Source organism: Micromonospora sp. NPDC049107, assembly GCF_040648595.1.
Taxonomy (GTDB): Bacteria; Actinomycetota; Actinomycetes; order Mycobacteriales; family Micromonosporaceae; genus Micromonospora.
On the sequence record NZ_JBEZEC010000007.1, the window covers coordinates 230,573 to 251,909 of the forward strand.

The 21,337-nt window shown below is 71.8% G+C and carries 18 protein-coding genes; 5 read left to right on the plus strand and 13 right to left on the minus strand.

Features of this window, described 5'->3' with window-relative positions; all coding sequences use genetic code 11:
* Positions 1–27 precede the first annotated feature (27 nt).
* Both rlmB and cysS read right to left on the minus strand, forming a co-directional pair.
* Positions 28–1,158 (minus strand): 23S rRNA (guanosine(2251)-2'-O)-methyltransferase RlmB, encoded by a 1,131-nt coding sequence (gene rlmB / locus AB0B55_RS18985; RefSeq protein WP_357128776.1) that lies wholly within the window; start codon positions 1,156–1,158, stop codon positions 28–30.
* Positions 1,158–2,573 carry a cysteine--tRNA ligase gene (gene cysS, locus AB0B55_RS18990; protein WP_357128773.1) on the minus strand — a complete coding sequence of 472 codons (1,416 nt, stop codon included), beginning with the start codon at positions 2,571–2,573 and terminating at the stop codon, positions 1,158–1,160. Before cysS ends, rlmB begins: the two co-directional genes overlap by 1 nt.
* 63 nt (positions 2,574–2,636) lie before the next feature.
* Here cysS and AB0B55_RS18995 point away from each other — a divergent pair, with 63 nt between their 5' ends.
* Together AB0B55_RS18995 and AB0B55_RS19000 are read left to right on the plus strand one after the other, a co-directional pair.
* Entirely contained in the window at positions 2,637–3,293 is a 657-nt protein-coding gene (locus AB0B55_RS18995) for a helix-turn-helix domain-containing protein (protein ID WP_357128770.1), read from the plus strand.
* A 217-nt stretch (positions 3,294–3,510) separates the two neighbouring features.
* Positions 3,511–4,527, plus strand: coding sequence for a hypothetical protein (locus tag AB0B55_RS19000; protein ID WP_357172520.1), 1,017 nt, complete (start codon positions 3,511–3,513; stop codon positions 4,525–4,527).
* A 174-nt stretch (positions 4,528–4,701) separates the two neighbouring features.
* On the opposite strand, the gene AB0B55_RS19005 is transcribed toward AB0B55_RS19000, so the two are convergent.
* The 3 genes from AB0B55_RS19005 to AB0B55_RS19015 form a co-directional block, all read right to left on the minus strand.
* Positions 4,702–6,390, minus strand: a complete 1,689-nt coding sequence (locus tag AB0B55_RS19005; protein ID WP_357172522.1) for a S8 family serine peptidase — start codon at positions 6,388–6,390, stop codon at positions 4,702–4,704.
* 96 nt (positions 6,391–6,486) lie between these two features.
* Positions 6,487–7,209, minus strand: a complete 723-nt coding sequence (locus AB0B55_RS19010; RefSeq protein WP_357172525.1) for an HAD family hydrolase — start codon at positions 7,207–7,209, stop codon at positions 6,487–6,489.
* A 94-nt stretch (positions 7,210–7,303) separates the two neighbouring features.
* The gene (locus AB0B55_RS19015) at positions 7,304–8,260 is read right to left on the minus strand and encodes a DMT family transporter (RefSeq protein WP_357128758.1); all 957 of its coding nucleotides are present in this window, start codon (positions 8,258–8,260) and stop codon (positions 7,304–7,306) included.
* 86 nt (positions 8,261–8,346) lie between these two features.
* Between AB0B55_RS19015 and AB0B55_RS19020 the strand changes: the two genes are divergently transcribed.
* Positions 8,347–8,892, plus strand: coding sequence for a CGNR zinc finger domain-containing protein (locus AB0B55_RS19020; protein WP_357172777.1), 546 nt, complete (start codon positions 8,347–8,349; stop codon positions 8,890–8,892).
* Here the strand turns inward: AB0B55_RS19020 and AB0B55_RS19025 are convergent.
* The 3 genes from AB0B55_RS19025 to AB0B55_RS19035 form a co-directional block, all read right to left on the minus strand.
* Positions 8,859–9,446, minus strand: a complete 588-nt coding sequence (locus AB0B55_RS19025; RefSeq protein ID WP_357172528.1) for a GNAT family N-acetyltransferase — start codon at positions 9,444–9,446, stop codon at positions 8,859–8,861. The genes AB0B55_RS19020 and AB0B55_RS19025 overlap by 34 nt on opposite strands.
* Positions 9,447–9,625: 179 nt before the next feature.
* A complete protein-coding gene (locus tag AB0B55_RS19030) occupies positions 9,626–9,808 on the minus strand; it encodes a DUF397 domain-containing protein (protein WP_278142938.1) in 183 nt (60 codons plus the stop codon).
* Complete coding sequence (locus AB0B55_RS19035; RefSeq protein WP_357172531.1) at positions 9,799–10,611, minus strand: helix-turn-helix transcriptional regulator; 813 nt, start codon at positions 10,609–10,611, stop codon at positions 9,799–9,801. Before AB0B55_RS19035 ends, AB0B55_RS19030 begins: the two co-directional genes overlap by 10 nt.
* A 346-nt stretch (positions 10,612–10,957) precedes the next feature.
* Here AB0B55_RS19035 and AB0B55_RS19040 point away from each other — a divergent pair, with 346 nt between their 5' ends.
* Complete coding sequence (locus AB0B55_RS19040) at positions 10,958–11,245, plus strand: hypothetical protein (RefSeq protein WP_357128747.1); 288 nt, start codon at positions 10,958–10,960, stop codon at positions 11,243–11,245.
* A 37-nt stretch (positions 11,246–11,282) separates the two neighbouring features.
* Here AB0B55_RS19040 and AB0B55_RS19045 read toward each other — a convergent pair whose 3' ends face one another.
* Entirely contained in the window at positions 11,283–11,705 is a 423-nt protein-coding gene (locus tag AB0B55_RS19045; RefSeq protein WP_357172534.1) for a MarR family transcriptional regulator, read from the minus strand.
* 176 nt (positions 11,706–11,881) lie between these two features.
* Between AB0B55_RS19045 and eno the strand changes: the two genes are divergently transcribed.
* Positions 11,882–13,189, plus strand: a complete 1,308-nt coding sequence (eno, locus tag AB0B55_RS19050; protein WP_357128744.1) for a phosphopyruvate hydratase — start codon at positions 11,882–11,884, stop codon at positions 13,187–13,189.
* A 46-nt stretch (positions 13,190–13,235) separates the two neighbouring features.
* Here eno and AB0B55_RS19055 read toward each other — a convergent pair whose 3' ends face one another.
* The 4 genes from AB0B55_RS19055 to AB0B55_RS19070 form a co-directional block, all read right to left on the minus strand.
* Complete coding sequence (locus AB0B55_RS19055) at positions 13,236–14,645, minus strand: class II fumarate hydratase (RefSeq protein ID WP_357172537.1); 1,410 nt, start codon at positions 14,643–14,645, stop codon at positions 13,236–13,238.
* A 297-nt stretch (positions 14,646–14,942) separates the two neighbouring features.
* Positions 14,943–17,921 (minus strand): BTAD domain-containing putative transcriptional regulator, encoded by a 2,979-nt coding sequence (locus AB0B55_RS19060; RefSeq protein ID WP_357128738.1) that lies wholly within the window; start codon positions 17,919–17,921, stop codon positions 14,943–14,945.
* Between the two features lie 109 nt (positions 17,922–18,030).
* A complete protein-coding gene (locus AB0B55_RS19065; protein WP_357128735.1) occupies positions 18,031–19,698 on the minus strand; it encodes a fumarate hydratase in 1,668 nt (555 codons plus the stop codon).
* A gap of 114 nt (positions 19,699–19,812) precedes the next feature.
* Complete coding sequence (locus tag AB0B55_RS19070; RefSeq protein ID WP_357129239.1) at positions 19,813–21,225, minus strand: PQQ-binding-like beta-propeller repeat protein; 1,413 nt, start codon at positions 21,223–21,225, stop codon at positions 19,813–19,815.
* Positions 21,226–21,337 lie beyond the last annotated feature (112 nt).

The following is a 21,337-nucleotide window of genomic DNA, read 5'->3' on the forward strand; positions in this document are numbered from 1 at the left end:
GGGCGGTAGGGGGCCTCGTCGACGTCGTTACAGCTCGACCGAGCGGCGGCGGGCGACCTCGGCCAGGGTGACCGCGGCGGCCACGCTCGCGTTGAGCGACTCCACCTCGGAGATCATCGGGATGCTGACGGTCAGGTCGCAGGTCTCCCCGACCAGCCGGGACAACCCGCGCCCCTCGGAGCCGACGACCACCACCAGCGGGCCGACGGCGGCCTCCAGGTCGTACAGGTCGGTGTCGCCGTCGGCGTCCAGGCCGACCACCATGAAGCCGGCGTCCCGGCACGCCTTCAGCGACCGGGTCAGGTTGGTGACCTGGGCCACCGGCACCCGCGCCGCCGCGCCGGCACTGGTCCGCCAGGCGGTCGCGGTGATCCCGGCGGCACGACGCTCGGGTACGAAGACACCCTGCGCGCCGAATGCGGCGGCCGACCGGATCACGGCGCCCAGGTTGCGCGGGTCGGTGACCCCGTCCAGCGCGACCAGCAGCGGAGCCTGCTGCTCCAGCGACGCGGCCACCAGGTCCTCGAAGGGCTCGTACGCGAACGGCGGCACCTGCAAGCCGACGCCCTGGTGCAGCACCCCACCGGTCATCCGGTCCAGTTCGGCCCGGCTGATCTCCAGGTTGGCGATGCCCCGGTCGGCGGCGGTCCGGATGATCTCCTTGGTCCGCTCGTCCACGTCGATGCCCTGGGCCGTGTAGAGCGCCGTCGCGGGCACCTGGGCGCGCAGCGCCTCCAGCACCGGGTTGCGTCCGACCAACAGCTCCGGGGAGTCCTTCGACGGGTTGGACTTGCGCCCCGGGGAGACCCGGGGACCGGAGCGCGAGGTGGGCTTGCCACCCCGACCGCCGGTCGCGCCACGACCGACCGGTACGCCCCGACCGCCACCCTTGCCCCAGGTGGTGTCCTTGCTGCCCGGCTGACCGATCTTCGGGGCGCGCCCCTCCTCGGCCGCCACCCGGCGCTCCTTGTCCTGCTTCCAGGCGGTGCGCTGCGGCAGCTTCTCGGTGCCCGAGTAGCCCTTGTGCCACGGCCGCTCGTCAGCGGGCAGGGTGCGACCCCGCCCGGCGAGGGAGTCCTTGTTCTTGCCGCCGGAGCCCTTGGGGGCACCCGCCTTCGACGTCAGTCGCCGGCCACGGCGCTGCGAGTTGCCGGCCATCAGTCCTGCTCTCCAATAGTCCAACGGGGGCCCTGGGGGGTGTCCTCGACCACCACGCCGGCCAGCTTGAGCTGGTCACGTACCGCGTCGGCGGCAGCCCAGTCCTTGCGGCCCCGGGCCTGCGCGCGCTGCTCCAGGGCCAGCGCGATCAGGGAGTCCACCACGGCGCGCAGATCGTCCGAACGACCGCCGCCGGTCCACGCCTCGTCGAGGGGGTCGATCCCGAGGATATCCAGCATCGCGCGTACCACGGCCAGGGTGGTGCGGACAGTCACATCGTCGCCCGCGCTCAGCGCGGTGTTGCCGTCCCGGAGGTGCTGTTGCAGCACCGCCAGCGCGGCGGACGTGTTGAGGTCGTCGTCCATCGCCGCGACGAAACCGGCCGGCAGCTCGCCGAGCTGCCCGGCGCCCACCCGCTCGACGGCCCGCTGGACGAAACCCTCGATCCGGCGGTACGCGGTGGCCGCCTCGCGAAGCGAGTCCTCCGAGTAGTCGATCACCGAGCGGTAGTGCGCGGCGGCGTAGTAGTAACGCAGCTCCACCGGCCGCACACCGAGCGAGTCGACGTACGCGAGGCCCAGGGCGTTACCCGCCGACTTGCCCATTTTCGCCCCGCCGATGTTGAGCAGGCCGTGGTGCACCCAGTAGCGGGCGAACGGCAGCCCGGCCGCCTGGGACTGGGCGATCTCGTTCTCGTGGTGCGGGAACGTCAGGTCCAGACCACCGCCGTGGATGTCGAACTCCGGGCCCAGGTAGCGCCAGCACATCGCCGAGCACTCGATGTGCCAGCCCGGACGGCCCAGCCCCCACGGGGACGGCCAGTACGCGTCCGCCGGCTCGTTCGGCTTGGCGCCTTTCCAGAGGGCGAAGTCGCGCGGGTCCCGCTTACCCCGGTCCGGCGCGTCGCCGGCCGACTGCATCGCGTCCGGCGACTGACCCGACAGCGACCCGTACGCCGGCCAGGACGCCACATCGAAGTAGACGTCGCCGGAGCCGTCGGTGGCCGGGTACGCGTGCCCGTCCGTGATCAGCTTGGTGATCAGCTCGTGCATCTCCGGGATGTGCCCGGTGGCGCGCGGCTCGTAGGTGGGCGACAGCACGTTCAACGCCCGGTACGACTCGGCGAGGATCAACTCGTTGGCGTACGCGATCGACCAGAACGGCAGACCCTGCTCACCCGCCTTGACGAGGATCTTGTCGTCGATGTCGGTCAGGTTGCGGATGAACGTGACCTCGTAGCCGGCCGCGAGCAACCAGCGGCGCAGCACGTCGTAGTTGACGCCGGAGCGAAGGTGACCGATGTGCGGCGGCGCCTGGAGGGTGAGACCACACAGGTAGACCCCCACCTTGCCGGCTTCCCGCGGGACGAAGTCCCGCACCGATCGGGTGGCGGTGTCATACAGGCGTAGCGTCACCGTACAAGGGTAGCCGTCCGCGCCTGTCCGGGTCCGCCGGTGCCGGGTCGTACGCTGCGTGCTGTGGATGCGACGGCAGGGTCCAGCCGGACCGGGGAGACGTCCCAGACGCTCGACCGGGGTCTACGGCTTCTGCACCTGGTGGCCGATACGCCGACCGGGCTGACCGTCAGCGAGGCGGCGAACCGGCTCGGCGTCGGCCGGGCGGCCGTCTACCGGCTGGTCGGCCCGCTGACCGGGCACGGCATGCTGCGCCGGGGCAGCGACGGCCGACTCCGGATCGGCGCGGGCGTGCTGCACCTGGCCCGACGCGCCCAGCCGCTGCTCGCCGAGGGCGCGTTGCCGGCGCTGCGCCGACTCGCCGAACAGGCCGGCGCGACCGCCCACCTGACCGTGGTGGACGGCGGCGAGGGTGTCGCCCTGGCGGTGGTCGAGCCGAGTTGGACGTCGTTCCACGTCGCGTACCGGACGGGGGCGCGACACCCCCTGGACCGGGGCGCGGCGGGTCGGGCCATCCTGGCCGGCCGCAGCGGCACGGCCGACCCGGTGAGCAGCAGCGGCGAGTTGGAGTCCGGGGCGTACGGGGTGGCCGCGCCGGTGCTCGGCGTACCGGGCCTGGAGGCCAGCGTCGGCGTGGTCGCGCTCGCCCCGCTGGACGTCGCCCTGGTCGGCCCCCAGGTGCAGGCCGCCGCGACGGCCGTGGCGGCAACCCTCCGCTGACCCCTTGATCCACTCGGCGACGCTTGGTCGACTCGGCTTCCTGGAAGTCGGGCTCTCCTTGAGCCCGCGACGCCCCGATTTCTGGAAAGCCGAGTCGATCAACCCATAGCAAGATCTCCAAGGCGCTTCGTGGTTTTCCACAGGCGGTGGCGGGGCCCTCCGCGGGGTTGTCCACAGGGGTACCGGGCGGCGAACGGCGGGCGGCACGCTGCTCGGCATGCCACCACGTCCGTACCGACCCGACGCCCTGACCTGGCAGGTTTTCCGCGGCTCCGAGGTCGTCCGGGATGGCCTGCTCAGCGAGCACCAGCTACGCAGCAGCGCCTGGGTACGACTTCGCCACGACATCTACGCCGACGCCCGACTGGACCGGGACCACGCCCTGGCCTGCCGCGCCGCGCTCCTGCGGCTGCCGCCCGGGGTGGTCGTGGGTGGTCCGTCGGCCGCCTTCCTGCACGGCGTCGAGCACGCCGCCGCCTTCACCGACGACGTGCACATCCTCGCGCCCCGACCGTTGCGGGTCGGCGCTCAACGCGGCCTTCGGGTGCATGTCCACACCGCGTCCGAACACGCCGCCACCGGCCCGCGCGTAAGCGGTCCGAGGCCTGAACGGGCGGTCCCCTATCCACCGGCGAGCGGTCCCTCGAAAGCGAGACGCCCAACCGGCGCGACCCGCCCACCGGGACCGGATCGCCTGGCGCGCAGCCCGCTCCCCTGCTCGGGTCCGGCGCGGTCCGCCTGGGAGACGGCGGTCTGGCTCGACCCGGTCCGCGCGCTCCCCATCATCGACACGTTGCTCGGGCGGGGACTGACCGACAGCGCCGCGCTGGCCAAGGAGGCCGCCCTCAACACGGACCGACCCGGGGCTCGTCGGGCGGATTGGCTCTTCGACCTGGCCGACGGGCGGGCCCAGTCCCCGCCGGAGTCCCAGCTACGGGCGCGGTTGGTGTTGGGCGGCCTGCCACGCCCCGTCGTCCAACATCCGGTGCGCCTGCCCAACGGCGTGGTCCTGCACCCCGACCTGGCGTGGCCCACCTACCGGGTGGCGGTGGAGTACGACGGGCAGTGGCACTCCGACATCGACCAGTTGCACCGTGATCGCCGACGGCTCAATCTGCTCGTCGGCGCGGGTTGGTTGGTGCTCCATGTGACCAGTCGACGGATGGGGTCCGAGTTCCCGGCGGTGCTGCGCGAAGTGCGCGCCGCCCTGAACGCCCGCGGCTGGCGGCGATGAACGCCCGCGCCGCGGCGGTGAGCGGCCGTGATCCACTCGGCTTCTTGGAGACCGGGCTGTCCGGGGCACCGCGACACCCCGCCTTCCAAGAAACCGGGGTCGATCATCGCGCTCGACCGCCGCACGCGGCAGGGCCCGGCCGACCAGTGTCGACCGGGCCCCGCGGGCGGTGCGTTACGGGCGGGCGTTGAGCTTGAGCGGGGTCTTCACCGCCGCGTACGCGTCGACGATCCCGTACCCGTAGAAGCCGTTGAAGTTGAGCCCACCGGCGCAGTACGCGTCGTAGGTCTCGTCACGGCCCTCGTTGCGGTACTGCTGCAGGCGCGGCTCCGGGCAGGCGTGCTCGGCCGCCGTGCGGTAGAGGTGCTGCTCCACCTGGTCCGGGGACATGCCGAAGCCACCCCGGGCCTGCGGCTTGCCGTACCGGCTGACGATCAGCGCGGCCACCCCGGCGGCGTGCGGGGACGCCATCGAGGTGCCCTGCAGGTAGGTGTAGTAGCCGCACTCACCGTTGGCCTTGCACTGCTTGAAGACGGACTCCTCGAAACCGGCGACGATGTTGCCGTCGGCGTCGACCGAGCCCTCCTCCTGGAGCACGTGCTTCGGGTAGGACGACAGGATCATGTTGGCGTCGGTGCGGTACGTGTCCGTGCCGAAGCCGTCGCGGAACCAGCCGCCCGGCGCGGCGACCGAGATCTGCTCGGTGCCGTAGTTGGAGAAGTCCGACTTCTTGCCGGACGGGCCGACCGACGACACACCGATGACGTGCGGGCCCTCGGTGGGCAGGTCCCAGCAGCTGTTGTTGTCGATCGGGCGCGGGTACGGGTCGGCGCCGTAGTCCGGGCTGGACGTGTCGGTACGCGGCGCGCCCAGGTCCTCGTTGTTGTTGCCGAGCGCGCCGACCAGGGTGACGCCCTTGTTGTGGGCGAATTCCAGCGCCCGCTTCATGGCCTTGATGATGGCCCGCTGCTCGGCCTGCGCCTCGGGGGAGTCGGCCGGGTTGGCGGTGCAGTTGTAGAGCCACGGGTCGACGTAGAACGACATGTTGACCACGTCGATCCCGTTGCGGCCGGCGTAGACCAGGGCGTTGACGACCGGGTCGAGGAAGAAGTAGCCGGAGTCCTGGCCACCCTTGAGCTCGACCAGCGACACGTTCGGGGCGACACCGGAGAGGCCGAAGCCGTTGGCGGCGGCGCCGATGGTGCCGGCCACGTGGGTGCCGTGCCCGCCGTCGTCGGTGCCCACCGCGTCGAGGCAGCTCGGCACCTCGCAGGGGCCGTCCACGTCGATCCGGTCGGGTGCGAAGTTGCGCGACAACGCCCAGTTGAAGTTGGGCGCGATGTCCGGGTTGCTGGCGTCGACGCCGGTGTCCAGTACGCCGACGGTCACCCGACGGTCACCGGGCTCGATCTTGCGGGCCTTGTCGGCCTGGATCATCTCCAGGCCCCAGAGCTTGTTGTCGAGCGGGTCCATTTTGGCCCCGCGCCGGGCGGCAGCGCCGGCGGCGGCCTTGGTGGCGGCCGTCAGGTGCTCCTGCTCGACCCGGTCCAGCTTCGGCTTGCGGCCGATGGCCTTCTGCTCGGCGGCGCCGACCAGGGTCGGCGCGGCGGCGGCCCGGGACGCGAAGTCGGCCCGGTCACTGGTGACCTGGAACATGCCGACCTCGTCGGACGAGGACACCACCGTGCCGCCGGCGGCCCGGATGGCGGCGACCGCCGTGTCGACGGCGACCCCGTCCTCGGCGACCACCGTGAAGGTGCGGGACGTGCTCGGCGCGGCGCTGGCCGGTACACCCAGGCCCGCTGCCGTAAGTGCCAGTACCGCCGCGGTCGCGACGGCACCGACGGTGAAGCGCTTGCTCACCACATCGAATCCTCTCGTTGAGGGACGTGGCGTCATCACACAACACCTGGCGGGTTCCCGCCAGATGAACGTCCGTTATGCCGGTGAATCTGTTCTTCATCCGCCCTGGCCGACGCCCAGATCCACCCGGTCGGACGATGCCGCCGGCAGATTCGGCAGGACCGTGGGCAGTTCGGCCAGGGTGGACACCTCCGTGTCGGGGATGAGACCCGCCGGGCGGGGTAGCCCGTGCCGGTTCAGCCACACCGACCGCAGGCCGGCCCGTCGGGGCGCCACCACGTCGTGCTCCCACGAGTCGCCGACGTACACGATCTGCTCGGCGGGCACCCCGGCAGCCTCGACCACCGCCGCGTAGAACTCCGGGGCGGGCTTCTTGGGCAGGCCGTTCTCGTGCGCGTACAGCTCGAAGGCGAACTCGCCGGCGAGCCCGCAGCGTTCGGCGCGGCTGTTGCCGTTCGTGGCGAAGCCCAGGGTGTACCGGCGGCGCAGCGCCACCAGCGCCGGTGGGACGTCCGGGAACGGCCGGGTGAGGGCGAACCGGCGGGCAAAGAAGAGGTCGGCGATCTCGTCGAGGTGGTCGCCGAGGCCGGCGCGGGCCAGCGACCGGGCCAGCGCGGCGCGGCGGATCTCCATGACCGGGGCGGCGCTCAGCTCACCAAAGACCGCTCCCCAGTCGGATTCCAGCTCGGCGAGCGTCACGCCGGCCGCGTCGGGTGCGCGACGCCGCATCTCGTCGAGGACGGCCGCCAGCCCGCCGGTCACCGCGGGCCGCAGGTCGAGCAGGGTCTCGTCAGCGTCGAACACGACAGTGGTCAGCACGGCACCCACTCTCCCACCGCACGACGACCACACCGCACGACGACCACACCGCACGACGACCACACCGCACGACGACCGCACCGCGACAGCGACCTCACCGGGTGCCGGCCGCCAGCGCGGGCTCGGGCGCGGCGGGCGCGGGCACGCCGCGCAGCTCGTCGAGGCGTACCAGGGCGACCCCGGCGACGATCAGCAGGCCACCGAGGAGTTGCCAGGCGGTGGGCAGTTCGTCAAGGAACAGCCAGGCGATGAGTACGGCGAACAGCACCTCGGTCAGCCCGACGAACGACGACAGCCGGGGGCCGAGGATCCGGTTGCCGGCGATGCCGGCCAGGTACGCGATCACCGCGGCGACGAGGGTGAGCCCGACGATGGGCAGCAGCCAGGTGGTGCGCTGCCCGGCGAAGGTGACCTCACCGAACGTGGCACGCAGCGGCAGCAGCCCGGTCACCCCGATGAGCAGCAGCACGGCCGCGCCGACGGCCATCCCGCCGCTGGCCATGGCGACCGAGGGCAGTCGGGGGTCGACCCGGCCGGCGAGTACGAAGTAGCCGGCCAGGCCGAACGCGGCGCCCAGCCCCCAGAGCACGCCGACCGGGTCGAAGGCGGCGTTGCCGGTGAGGTCCAGGACGAACACCAACCCGCACAGCGCGGCGGCGGAGCCGGCCACGGTGAGCCGCCGGGGGCGCTGGCCGTGCCGCAGCCACATCCAGCCCACGACGAGGATGATGCCCAGGTATTCCAGCAGGAGCGCGATGCCAACCGGCAGGTAGCGCACGGCGTTGAAGAAGCACACCTGCGCCAGGGCGACCCCGAGCAGCCCGAACATCACGACTGCGGAGCTGTTGTCGCGCAGCACGTGCCACCTGCCGCGCAGCGCCAGCAGGGCGGGGATCGCGAGCACCAGGGCGGCCACCCCGACCCGGGCGACGACAGCGGCCTCGGCCGACCACCCGGCCTCGATGAGCGAGCGCGCGAAGGTGCCCGAGGTGGCGAACGTGACGGCGGAGAGCAGCGCCAAGGCGGCGCCGACGGCGGGTCGTTGCGGCATCTCGCGCTCCTCGCTGCGACACGTGTGTCATGGGCAAACTATCCTTGTGCCCATGACGCTAGGCGGCCATCGTGACAGGAGTCAAGTTGCTGTTCGCTCATGACACCGAATGCTCGCTGATCGCCGCCACCGCCCTGGTCAACACCGGAGGCCGCGACGGCGAGCTGCTACCCGACGTCGCCGCGCTGGACGCCTTCTTCGTCCGGCACACCTACAGCGGACGGCACGAGCACACCGACGCGGAACTACGCGCCGTACGACAGTTGCGCCCCCGCCTGCGCCGCATCTGGGACGCCGAACCGCCCGAGGTCGTCGACATCATCAACGGCCTGCTCCGCGAACACCGGGCGTTGCCGCAGCTCATCGAGCACGACGACGAGCCGTACCACCTGCACGCCGTGCCCCGCGACGCGCCGCTGGCCACCCGCATGGCGGTGGAGGCGGCCATGGCGATCGCCGACCTGGTCCGGTCGAGCGAGCTGAGCCGGCTGCGCATCTGCGAGCACCCGGACTGCGACAACGTCGTCGTCGACCTGTCCCGCAACCGGTCGCGGCGGTTCTGCGAGGCCGGCTGCGGCAACCGCGCCGCCGTAACCGCCTACCGGGCGCGCAAGGCCGCCGGCCGGTCCTGAGCAATGTCGGCGGCCAGCAGCTCGTACTCCACCTCACCCTGCTCGGTCCCCGGGATCGGGTCGTCGAAGTCCAGGTGGAACGTCCGCACGTAACGCAGCCCGGCCTTCTCCATCACCCGGCGGGACCGCTCGTTCACCGCCATCGTCTGCGCCCACACCCGGCGCACGCCCACGACGTCGAGCGCGTACCGGACCAGCGCCCGGGACCCCTCCGTCGCCAGGCCACGCCCCCACGCCGCGCGGCGCAGCCGGTAGCCCAACTCGGCCTCCGTGCCGTCCGCCGACGGGTCGAGCGCGAACCACCCCAGGAACTCACCGGACGCCCGGTCGAGCGCCGCCCAACGCCCCAGGCCGGGATGCCGCTCGTACTGGGCGATCAGCCTCGGCAACTCCTCGTCCCGGATCGTCTCCATCGGGGTCGCGACGCCGCCGGTGAGGAACCGCATCACCTCGGGATCGCCGTCAAGCTCGACGAACGCGTCCACGTCGGCCATCGTCAACCGGCGCATCCGCAGCCGCTCGGTCGACACGCTCTCGCCATCGCCGTCCCACATGCCCGCATCATCCCGCCACTCGCGGACACCGTCGAGCCGATTACCCGCAGCCCGACGCCGGCCGCCGCAAGATCCACGCAACTTCGGGGATACTGCTGCCTCACGCCGCGCGGAAGCAGCAGTATCCCTGAAGTTGCGCGGGAAACCCCGCGACCACCGTCGCGGACCGGGCGGTCGGGTCAGCGCGGGGGCGCGACCACGAAGAGCCGCCAGGAGTACGCGTCGACCACCAACACGGGTCCGTCCGGGTCCTTACTGTCCCGCACCCCGACCACGCCCCCCAGATCCGTAGCCACCTCGACGCAGTTGCCGTCCTGGTTGCTGCGGCTGCTCTTGCGCCATCGGGCGCCAGTCAACTCCACGATTCGGCCACCTCGCTCACCAACTCGATGGAAGCCTGCGGCGGCAGGGCTTCGCCCAACGTAGCCTCCCAGACCCGTTGGAGCCGCGCCAGATCATGCTCTTGGTCCAACTCCTGGCCACGAACCTGACTGTCCAGATAGGCCAATTTCGTGCCATCTGGCAGGGCGGCAAGCGCGAACGGCCCGCCGAGTCCCGGGTACTCCTCGGCGGATCGCGGCACGACATGCAGCCGAACCCGAGGGTGCCCGGTGGCGATGCTGGCCAGGTGCAGCGCCTGATCGCGCATCACCTTCCGCTCGCCGACCCGTCGCCGCAGCACCGCTTCGTCCAACACGGCCACAATCTGCGGGGTTCGTTCGCTATGCAGCACGTCCTGGCGGTCCATCCGCTCAGTGACGCGCCGGTCGACCTCGTCGGAGTCGAGCAGGTTGCCCGCCTCGAAGACCGCTCGGGCATAGGCCTCGGTCTGGAAGAGCCCCGGCACGTAGCGCGGCTCGTACCAGCGGACCGTGCGCGCCTGCTCCAGGATTGCCTGCCAGCCGCGTAGCCAGGGCTGGGTCCGGTCCAGGCTGACCAACTCGGTGGACATGCGGCTGAAGAGGCCGCCGGTGTCCAGGGCGCGGTCGAGGAGTTCCAGGTACTTCGCGGTGGGCGGCTGCTGGCCCAACTCGACCGCGCTGACCATCGACGGCGAGTAGTTGACCGCCTTGGCCAACTCGTCCTGGCTCCAGCCTCGGCGAGCCCGCGCCCGGCGCAGCTCCGCGACCAGGAACGCCGCCGCCGTCATCTGCCCATCGGCCATGCCCGACCACTCTCCAACCCGCCGGCGATCAATTCCAGCCGGCCAACAGAGCCGGCACCGCCCGGAAACAGGGCAGCCACGACAGGTCGGCCGAACCCTTCCGACCGTAGTCGTCCGATCACCAGACTGTGAAGTGCGACGCCGCTCCCCGTCCCCCGGGCCAGCGGCATCGCCCGGGACCGCCCGAACCCCCGTGCCGGGCGGTCCCACCCCGCAAGATCGTGCTCGATCGTGGAAACAGTGGCCTCCGCACGTGCCGAGGCCACTACATCCAGGATCGAGCACGATCTTGATCGGGTGCGGGGGTGATGTCGCCAGCGATTCAGCTCGAAAGGACTCCCACACCATGTCCCGGACCGTCTCGGACGACCGCGCGGCCGTACCCCGTCGACCGCACCTGCCGTTGCGGCCGTTGTGGCTCTGCCGGGTCTGCGCCGCGCCGTGGCCGTGCGCGCTGGCCCGGCTCACCCTCCGCCAGGAGTACGCGCACGATCGGATCGCGCTGAGCATCTACCTGTGCACGGTCCTGCACGACGCGGCGGCCGACCTGTACCGGCTCAACCCGCACGACGGCCCGGCTCCGGCGGCGCTCTACGTCCGGTTCCTCGGCTGGGCGGCACTGCCCGAACCCTGACGTTCGTCGACGGCGGCCCTGCCGTCGACGGGAGCGTCTAACGCATGGCGAGCCGTTCCAGCAGGGCGGCGCTGCGTGCCAGCAGTGCCCGCTCCTCATCCGTGAGTTCCGCCTCGATGGCCTGGGCGAGCCAACCGGCTCTGCGGTTGCGCTCCGCCTCCAGGGCGGCCCGACCCGCGTCCGACAGCTCGACGAGCGACTTGCGGCCGTCCGTGGGGTGCGCCCGTCGCGTGATCAGCTTCTGTTCCATGAGCAGCCCCACCGCCCGCGCCATCGACTGGGGGCGTACGCGCTGGTCGGCGGCGAGGTCGCTGGTGGTCATGGCACCGTCGCGGTCCAACGCGCCCAGCACGGCGATCTGACCCAGCGGAATGCGGTCCTCGTGCTTGACGCGCCGGGTGAGCTTGCCCATCGCGGTACGCAGTTCGGCGGCGATGGCGGCGGCTTCCGAGGTGGGCACAGGGCACTTTACCCCGCTCGTCAGCGCTGTTGGGCAGCTGACCTGCACAGCAATACTGTTCAGCGGGGCTGTTCAGCATAACTGGTCAGCATTGCTGTAGGGTTTGCCGCTGTCGGGCCCAGCGCCAGCGTTGTCGCAGCTGGGGCCACGGCAGGCGACAACGAAAGGGACCTCCCATGTCCGCACCGGCAGCCGGAACCGTCACCACCACCATCGAGACCGTCACCGCCCGCCGCATCATCGACAGCCGGGGCAACCCCACGGTCGAGGTCGACGTCACGCTGGCGGACGGCTCGTTCGGCCGGGCCGCCGTCCCCTCCGGCGCCTCCACCGGGGCCCGGGAGGCCGTGGAGCTGCGCGACGGAGACCCGACGCGCTGGCACGGCAAGGGCGTCGACCGCGCGGTGGCCAACGTCAACGGGGAGATCGCGGCGGCCGTGCGCGGCAGCGACGCGGCAGACCAGGCGGGTCTGGACGCCGCACTGATCGCCCTCGACGGCACCGCCACGAAGTCCCGGCTCGGCGCCAACGCGATTCTCGGCGTCTCCCTCGCCGTCGCCAAGGCCGCCGCGGCGGCCCACCGCCAGCCCCTCTACCGCTACCTGGGCGGCGCCGACGCCCACCTCCTGCCGCTGCCGATGATGAACATCGTCAACGGCGGCGCCCACGCCGACAACCCACTCGATTTCCAGGAGTTCATGATCGTGCCCGTGGGCGCGGACACCTTCGCCGAAGCCGTCCGCATGGGCAGCGAGGTCTTCCACACCCTGCGCCGCGATCTGCTGGCCGCCGGGCACTCCACGGGTGTGGGCGACGAGGGTGGCTTCGCGCCCGAGCTGCGTACCGCCGAGGAAGCGCTCGACTTCGTGCTGACTGCCGTCGAGGGCGCGGGCTACCGCCCCGGCACGGACATCGGCCTCGTCATGGACCCGGCGTCATCCGAGTTCTTCCGCGACGGCGTGTACGACTACACGGGCGAGGGAGTACGCCGCACGCCCGCCGAGCACGCCGACTACCTCGCCAGGCTCATCGACGCCTACCCGGTCGTCTCCATCGAGGACCCGATGGCCGAGAACGACCTGGACGGCTGGCGCGAGCTGACCGCCCGTGTCGGTGACCGCTGCCAGCTCACCGGTGACGACGTGTTCTGCACCAACGAGACGCTGCTGAGCGAGGGCATCCGCACCGGCGTCGGCAACTCGGTCCTGGTCAAGGTCAACCAGATCGGCACCCTGACCGAGGCGTTGGCCACGGTGGCCACGGCCCAGCGGGCGGGCTGGACCGTCGTCATGTCGCACCGCTCCGGCGAGACGGAGGACACCACGATCGCGGATCTGGCGGTCGCCACCGGCTGCGGTCAGCTCAAGACCGGCTCGCTCTCCCGCTCCGACCGGACGGCGAAGTACAACCAGCTGATCCGGATCGAAGAGGAGCTGGGCGACTCGGCGCGCTTCGCGGGCCGCGCCGCACTGCTCCGGGCGTGAGCGATCGCGCCGCGCTTCGCCGGGCGTGAGCAGAGGGCGGCGCTGGTCAGGGGTGGGTCATCCGGAGCAGGTCGAGCACCTCGTCGAGCTGGGTCTCGGTGAGCTTGCCCGAGTCGACGTGGCCTCGGGCGATCACGACCTCCCGGATGGACGCCTGCTTGGCCAGCGCCTCCTTGGCGATCGAGGCGGCCTCGTCGTACCCCAGGTAGCGGTTCAGCGGCGTGACGATCGACGGCGAGCCCTCGGCGTACGCCAGACAGACCTCGGCGTCCGCGACCAGGCCGGCCACCAGACGGTCGGCGAACAGCCGACTCACGGCGGCCAGCAGCCGGATCGACTCCAGCAGGTTGCGGCCCATCACCGGGAGCATGACGTTCAGCTCGAAGTCGCCCTGCGAGCCGGCGAACCCGACTGTCGCGTCGTTGCCGATGACCTGGGCGCAGACCTGCCGCATCGCCTCGGCGACCACCGGGTTGACCTTGCCCGGCATGATCGACGAGCCGGGCTGAAGGTCGGGGATTTGCAGCTCCCGCAGGCCGGCCCGGGGGCCGGAGCCCATCCAGCGGATGTCGTTCGCGACCTTGTAGAGGCCCACCGCGATGGTGCGGAGCTGCCCGGAGGTCTCCACCAGGGCGTCGCGGGCGCCCTGCGCCTCGAAGTGGTTACGGGCCTCCGACAGTGGCAGCCCGGTCGACTCGCGCAGCTTGCCGATCACGGCGGCGGCGAAGCCGAGCGGCGTGTTGATCCCGGTGCCCACGGCGGTACCGCCCAACGGCAGTTCGGCCAGCCGGGGCAGCGAGCCCTGCAACCGCTCGATGCCGTAGCGGACCTGGGCGGCGTAACCGCCGAACTCCTGCCCGAGGGTGACCGGCGTGGCGTCCATCAGGTGCGTACGCCCCGCCTTCACCACCGTCTCGAACTCCGCCGCCTTGCCCTCCAACGCCTCGGCGAGGTGGGTCAGCGACGGCAGCAGGTCCTCCGCGATGAACTGGGTGGCCGCCAGGTGGATCGACGACGGGAACACGTCGTTGCTGGACTGGGACGCGTTGACGTGGTCGTTCGGGTGCACCGGTGAGCCCAGCTCCCGGCTCGCCAGGGTCGCGATCACCTCGTTGGCGTTCATGTTGGACGACGTTCCGGAGCCGGTCTGGAAGACGTCGACCGGGAACTGGTCGTCGTACCCACCGTCGGCCACGTGCGCGGCGGCGGCGGCGATCGCGGCGGCCACGTTGGCGTCGATCACGCCCAGCTCGCCGTTGACCTCGGCCGCCGCGCCCTTGATCTGGGCCAGGGCCTTGATCTGGGCGGGTTCGATGCCCCGGCCGGAGATCGGAAAGTTCTGCACCGCGCGCTGGGTCTGCGCCCGCCACAGCGCCTCGGCGGGCACCTCCACCTCGCCCATCGAGTCGCGTTCGATCCGGTAACCGGTCGCCTCTGGAGTCGTCACGCGTACCATCCTGCCGCGCCCGTGGCCGAACCGCAGATGATCCGTCAGCCCAACTCGGCGACCGGCACCAGCCGACCGGCACGCAGCAGCAGCATCGGGAGCACGACGCGGTCCGGTGATAGTGATCTGAGAGCGGATCGAGTGTGGTGCACCGCAGACTTGTTCCAGGTTGGCGGTGACGACATCCGACGGGGGCGGTGCGACCGTCCCACCCCCCAGCGGGCGGGCGTACCGATGTCGGTGGAGGTGCTACCGACGGGCGAGGCGCCAGGCGGAAGCCTGGCGCCTCGTCGCGTCACCCACCGATCAGTGTGGGTCGATGGCGAGCAGTCGCTCCACCTCGTGCCGGTCCGGCACGTCGATCTGCTGGTACAGGGACAGCGCCCGGGTCAGGTGTGCGCGGGCCGCCGCCGGATCGGTCGTCAGCAGGCACCGGCCGATGCCCTCCAGCGCCCGGCCCTGCTCGTAGCGGGCGCCCAACCCGGTCGCGTCGGCGAGCACCCGGCGGTACAGATCGAGGGCACTGGTCACGTCCCCCTGAGCCAGGATGGCCCGGGCCAACAGGTTGCGCGAGCCGCACTGGGCGACGCGGTCACCCACCTCGGTCATCGCGACGAGCGCCGAACGGTGCAGGTCGGCGGCCCGCTCCGGACGGCCGGCCTCGCGCTCCATCATCCCGATCTCGTTCAACACCTCACCCTCACCGAACCGGGCACCCACCTGCCGCTTCAGGCGCAGCGCCGCCCGCAGCAGCCGGCCGGCCGGCCCCACGTCGCCCATCCGGTGCCGGGCCATCCCGAGGTGCCCGACGGCGTTGGCGATGCGGCGCGGCTCGCCGATCTCACGGGCGACGATCAGGTGCTTGCGGGCCGTGAACACCGCCTCGTCGAGCCGACCCCACAGCAGCAGGCTCATCGACAGGTTGTTGAGTTCGTTCGCCAGCGCGTCGTTGTCGGGCATCCGCGTCGCCATCGCCCGGGAAGCCTCGTAGGCATCCCGGGCCCGCTGGAACTCGAAGTTGGCGGCGTACGAGGTGCCCAGATTGACCAGGGTGTTGCGGACTTCGCGACGCAGGCCGAGCCGGCGGAAGATGTCGAGCGACATCTCCATCACCCGGATCGACTCGGGAAAGTCACCCAGCCGGTAGTGGGCCGAGGCGAGATAGTTGAGCAGCGTCGCCTCCGCCCGCTCGTCCCCCAACTCCTCCGCGGCGCGCAGTCCGACGGAGTGCGTCTCGATCAGCTCGTCGAGACGGCCGCTCTCGAACTGGGCGTACCAGCACGCCCTGGTCAACTGCCAGCAGTAGTGCGGGAACCCCTCCGTCTCGGCCAGGCGGACCAGGGCCGGCCACAGGGACACGTTCTCATCGACCCAGGCTCCGCCCTGCTCGGCGACGATCGCGGCCAGGTCGGCGCGGAGCGGCTCGGCCACCACGAGCTGCGGACGAGAGGCGGAGAGTTCCCGCTTGCGGGCGATCGCGAGGGCGACCTGCAGATGGTGATCGAGGAGTCGCTCGACGCCATCCCGGCGCTCCACCGCCCGGTCCGGATCGGCCATCAAGGTCCGGGCGTACTCGCGGACGAGGTCGTGCAACCGGTACCGACCCGGCTGCACCTCCTCCACCAGGTGCGCGTCGACCAGCTCGTCCAGCAGATCCTGCGCGCCGGGAAGGGACAACTCGGCGAGGACGGCGGCGACCGAGGTGTCGAACCGTACCCCCGGGTGCAGGCCCAGCAGCCGGAACGCACGCTGCGCCGACGGCGACACCTGGGCGTACGACAGAGCGAAGGCCCGGCCCACGGACCGTTCGCCCGCCTCGAGCTCGGCCAGCGGGTCGGGTCGACTCGACAGCCGCTCCGCGAGGTCGGCGATGCGCCAGCGGGGCCGATGCGCCAGGCGAGCGCCGGCCAGCCGGATCGCCAGTGGCAGGTGACCGCAGCGCCGCACCATCTCGGCTGCCGCCTCCGGCTCGGCGGCAACCCGGTCGGAGCCGACCACATGCCCGAGCAGTTCGACCGCCTCGTCCCGGTCGAGCACCGGCAACGACAGGGGCCGTCCCTCGTCCACGCCGACCAGCCGGCGACGGCTGGTGACCAGGACCAGGCAGTGCGAGCCGTTGGGCAGCAGCGGTGTCACCTGGCCAGCGGTGGCGGCGTTGTCCAGCACCAGCAGGGCCCGCCGACCGGCCAGCTCGGTGCGCCACAGCGCCAACCGGTCGTCCTGGCTCGTCGGCACCCGGTCGGCGGGAACACCGAGCTGCCGTAGCAGGGTTGCCACCGCCGCCGACGGCGTCAACGGGGTGCGCTCGCTGTGCCCGTGCAGGTCGATGTAGAGCTGAGCGTCCGGATAGCTCTCCGCGAGGACAGTCGCGACGTGCACCGCCAGCGTGGTCTTGCCGCTGCCCGCCATGCCGTCGATGAGCTGGATCCGCGCACCGGCCTCCACATCCTTCAGCAGACGCGCCAGCGTCTGCTGCCGGCCGGTGAAGTCGCCGATCGCCCGGGGCAGCGAGCGCACCGGCGCCACCGACCGGACCTCCCGGCCGGCCAGCGCGAGGTCACCGGCCAGCACCCGCTGGTGCAACTCCTGCAGAGCGACACCCGGTTCGAGGCCCAACTCGTCGGCGTAGAACCGACGGCCCTCCCGGTAGACCGCCAGCGCGTCGGCCTGCCGACCCACCGACGAGAGCGCGAGCATCAGTTGCCCCCGCAGCCGATCCCGCGACGGATACACCTCGACGCTCTCGGTCAACTCCTCAATCAGCTCGGCGGCCCCCCCGAGGCGCAGCTCGACGTCGACGCACTCCTCCAGCACCGTGAGGCGCTGCTCGTCCAGCGTCTGCGCCCGGCGACGGACACTACGGCTGGCGATGCCAGCCAGCGCCGGGCCCCGCCACAGCGCCAGCGCCGCCCGGTAGTGCGTACGGGCGTCGACCAGACGACCGGCCGCGCCCGCCGCCCGAGCCACCTCCACCCCCCGGGTGAACAGGTTCGCGTCCAGGTCGGCGGGCTCGATACGCACGCCGTAACCGGCGGGATCGGTGACGATGGTCCCCGGGGTGAATCCCAGCTCGGTGAGGCGACGCCGCAGCCGCGACACACACGTCTGCAACTGGGCACGGGCGGTAGCTGGAGGATTTTCCTCCCAGACCGCGTCGACCAACTCGTCGACCGGCACCAGCCGGCCCGCACGCAGCAGCAGCATCGCGAGCACGACCCGGTCCCGACCTGCCGTGACGGTGGATCCACCACCGACACGCAGAGACCCCAGGATCCCGAACCGCATCTACTCCCCCGCGTCGATCACACAACCAACCAGCAGAGTAGTCCGACGATCACAGCTCGACGCAGGCCGACCACCGACGTGAGAGGCGCCTCCTCGCGGGACGGAGCGGTCAGCGGCGGCCGATGGTGAGCACCGGCTTGGTGACCTCGGCGAAGAAGTCGTTGCCCTTGTCGTCGACCACGATGAAGGCGGGGAAGTCCTCCACCTCGATCTTCCAGACGGCCTCCATGCCCAGCTCGGGGTATTCGAGCACCTCGACGTGCTTGATGCAGTCCTGGGCGAGGCGGGCCGCCGGACCGCCGATCGAGCCGAGGTAGAAGCCGCCGTACTGCTGGCAGGCGCGGGTCACCTGACCCGACCGGTTGCCCTTGGCCAGCATCACCTGCGAGCCGCCGGCGGCCTGGAACTTCTCCACGTACGCGTCCATCCGGCCGGCCGTGGTCGGGCCGAACGAGCCCGACGCGTACCCCTCGGGCGTCTTCGCCGGGCCGGCGTAGTAGACGGCGTGGTCGCGCAGGTACTGCGGCATCGGTTCACCGGCGTCCAGCCGCTCGGCGATCTTGGCGTGGGCGATGTCCCGGGCCACGACGAGCGGGCCGGACAACGACAGGCGGGTCTTCACCGGGTACTTGGACAGCTCGGCGCGGATCTCGTCCATCGGCCGGTTGAGGTCGACCCGGACGACCATCTCGGCGTCGAGCGCATCGTCGGTGACCTCGGGCAGGAACCGCGCCGGGTCGGTTTCGAGGCGCTCCAGCCACACGCCCGACGGGGTGATCTTGGCGACCGCCTGTCGGTCCGCCGAGCAGGAGACCGCGATCGCCACCGGGCACGACGCGCCGTGCCGGGGCAGCCGCACCACCCGTACGTCGTGGCAGAAGTAGCGCCCACCGAACTGCGCGCCGATGCCGAAGTTGCGGGTCAGCTCCAGCACCTGGGCCTCCAGCTCCAGGTCGCGGAAGCCGTGGGCGCTCATCGAGCCCTGCGTCGGCAGGGCGTCCAGGTACTTCGCGGAGGCGTACTTCGCGGTCTTCAACGCGTACTCGGCGGAGGTGCCGCCGATGACGATGGCCAGGTGGTACGGCGGGCAGGCGGCGGTGCCGATCAGCCGCAGCTTCTCCTCCAGGAACTGCATCATCCGCGTCGGATTGAGCAGCGCCTTCGTCTCCTGGTAGAGGTACGACTTGTTGGCCGAGCCGCCGCCCTTGGCCATGAAGAGGAACTTGTACGCGTCCGGGTGCCCGTCCGGGTCCTCGGCGTACAGCTCCACCTGGGCCGGCAGGTTGCTGCCGGTGTTCCGCTCGTCCCACATGGTCAGCGGGGCAAGCTGGGAGTAGCGCAGGTTGAGCCTCGTGTACGCCTGGTAGACGCCCCGGGAGATGGCCTCGGCGTCCGCGCCATCGGTCAGCACGTGCCGGCCACGCTTGCCCATCACGATCGCCGTGCCGGTGTCCTGGCACATCGGCAGCACCCCGCCGGCGGCGATGTTGGCGTTGCGCAGCAGGTCCAGCGCGACGAACCGGTCGTTCGACGACGCGGCCGGGTCGTCGATGATCGCCCGGAGCTGCGCCAGGTGCCCGGGGCGCAGGAAGTGCGCGATGTCGTGCATCGCCTCGGCGGTCAGCGCGGTCAGCGCGGCCGGCTCCACGGTGAGGAAACGACGACCCCCCGGGCCGTGCACGACGTCCACGCCCTCGTCGGTGACCAGGCGATATTCCGTCTGGTCGGGGCCGGTCGGCAGCAGGGGGGCGTACGAGAATGCGGCGGCACTGCTCATGAGCGGCAAGCCTAGGGCAGACCGGTCGATCATTCCCACCCGCCGGGCTGGGTCTGGGACGCCGCTCTCATCCGCCGAGGTCGGCAGCGCTCAGCGCCCCGAAATCCCACCCGCTCAGCCGTCCTTGCCGCCGTCCGGTTCGGTGCACAACTCACCCTTGGGACCGCAGTCGCCGTTGCCGTCACCCGACCCCGGGCGGGTGCCGCCCGGGCCGGGGTTGCCGCCGTCGCCGGGCTGCGGGACGGGGGCGCCGGGCGTGGCGCCGAAACGGACGTACCCGATCTCCCGACCCTCGCCGATGATCATGCCCTGCGAGCCGACGGCGAGTGCGTTCGCCGAGGTACGCAGGACGGCCAGCTCCCGCCCGGTGCGCGGGTCGAGGGCGACCAGCCGCGACGGCTTCTCGTCCGCGAGCACCGCCGCGTACGGGGTGAGCGCCGCGCCCGCCTTGGCGCTGGCCGGCCTGGTCCACCGCACCTTGTCGGCGCCGAGTTCCCGGGACACCACCGAGCGCTTGTCGGCGGAGCGGAACACCGCGTAGCGGTCGTCGACGGCGACGAGCTTGGTGCTGGCCTCGCCGACCCAGAGCAGCCGTCCGTCGTACCCGTCGATGACCGCCTCGCGGCCGTCCGGGCCGACGCCGATCAGCACGTTCCGCGCGCCCTGCGGGTCCTCGCGCTGGACGCAGCCGGCGGTGTCGGCGGTGCGCAGGTTGACCCCGGCCCGCTGCCACGCCTCCTGCCCGGTCGCCGGGTCCCGCGCGGAGATGGCGAAGTAGCAGGTGCCGTCCTGGGAGCGGGCGGCGATCCGCAGCATCCGGCCGCCCACCACCGACAGCCGCTCGTCCCGGCCGGGCTCGACGTTCTGCAGCACGCGACCGGTGGCGGTGTCGACGACGTGCACCCGGCCGTCGACCGGGAAGCCGAGCAGCGGAGGTGCCGCCTCGGCCCCGGCCACTCCGTCGTCGATGCGGGTGGCGGCGAGCCGGCGTGTGCCGCGCAGGCCGGGGTTGTCGGCGAGCAGGCCGCTGTGCACCCCGGGCAGGAAGGCCGTCCACAGTGGCTTGGTACCGCGCGGGTCCCACGCGCTCAGCGTGCAGTCGGTGGCGTCCGTGCAGCGGGCGTCCAGCAGCAGGTTCCGGTACGTCCAGACGGCCACCGCGTCGTCGTCGCGCCGTCGGACCGCCCCGGTGGTCGGGTCGAGCAGTTCGTACCCCTTGACCAGGAGCTTGCCCACGGCGACGACCGGATCGCGGTCGCCACCCGCGACCGCCGACCAGTCCGCTTTGCGTTCCCAGAGCTGGGCGCCGGTGGCCAGGCTGCGGGCCTCCACCCGGGTACGCTGCTCGACCACGACGGTGTCGCCGGCGATGGTCACGCTGCGCGGGGTGCCGCCGACCCGCTGCTGCCAGACCACGTCCGGCTCGGAGATGGGCTCGCTGCGGTCCACCCAGTCCCAGATACCGGGGAACGGGTTCCAGACGCCGGTGGCGGCGAGGGCGACGACCACGGCGAGGCCGGCCAGCAGCCCGACGCGCACGCTCCCCTTCGCCACCCGCACACCGTAGCCACGATCACGGATCTTCCGTACGCCCGCGCCGCCGTGTCGCCGCGCTTTCTGCGGCGGAAGGTGTTAACGG

Bases quoted from the DNA above. Each gene is read 5' to 3' on its own strand.
- rlmB (WP_357128776.1), bottom strand. From the start codon at position 1,158: ATGGCCGGCAACTCGCAGCGCCGTGGCCGGCGACTGACGTCGAAGGCG.
- AB0B55_RS19000 (WP_357172520.1), top strand. From the start codon at position 3,511: ATGCCACCACGTCCGTACCGACCCGACGCCCTGACCTGGCAGGTTTTC.
- AB0B55_RS19015 (WP_357128758.1), bottom strand. From the start codon at position 8,260: ATGCCGCAACGACCCGCCGTCGGCGCCGCCTTGGCGCTGCTCTCCGCC.
- AB0B55_RS19025 (WP_357172528.1), bottom strand. From the start codon at position 9,446: ATGTGGGACGGCGATGGCGAGAGCGTGTCGACCGAGCGGCTGCGGATG.
- AB0B55_RS19035 (WP_357172531.1), bottom strand. From the start codon at position 10,611: ATGGCCGATGGGCAGATGACGGCGGCGGCGTTCCTGGTCGCGGAGCTG.
- AB0B55_RS19040 (WP_357128747.1), top strand. From the start codon at position 10,958: ATGTCCCGGACCGTCTCGGACGACCGCGCGGCCGTACCCCGTCGACCG.
- eno (WP_357128744.1), top strand. From the start codon at position 11,882: ATGTCCGCACCGGCAGCCGGAACCGTCACCACCACCATCGAGACCGTC.
- AB0B55_RS19055 (WP_357172537.1), bottom strand. From the start codon at position 14,645: ATGGTACGCGTGACGACTCCAGAGGCGACCGGTTACCGGATCGAACGC.
- AB0B55_RS19060 (WP_357128738.1), bottom strand. From the start codon at position 17,921: ATGCGGTTCGGGATCCTGGGGTCTCTGCGTGTCGGTGGTGGATCCACC.
- AB0B55_RS19065 (WP_357128735.1), bottom strand. From the start codon at position 19,698: ATGAGCAGTGCCGCCGCATTCTCGTACGCCCCCCTGCTGCCGACCGGC.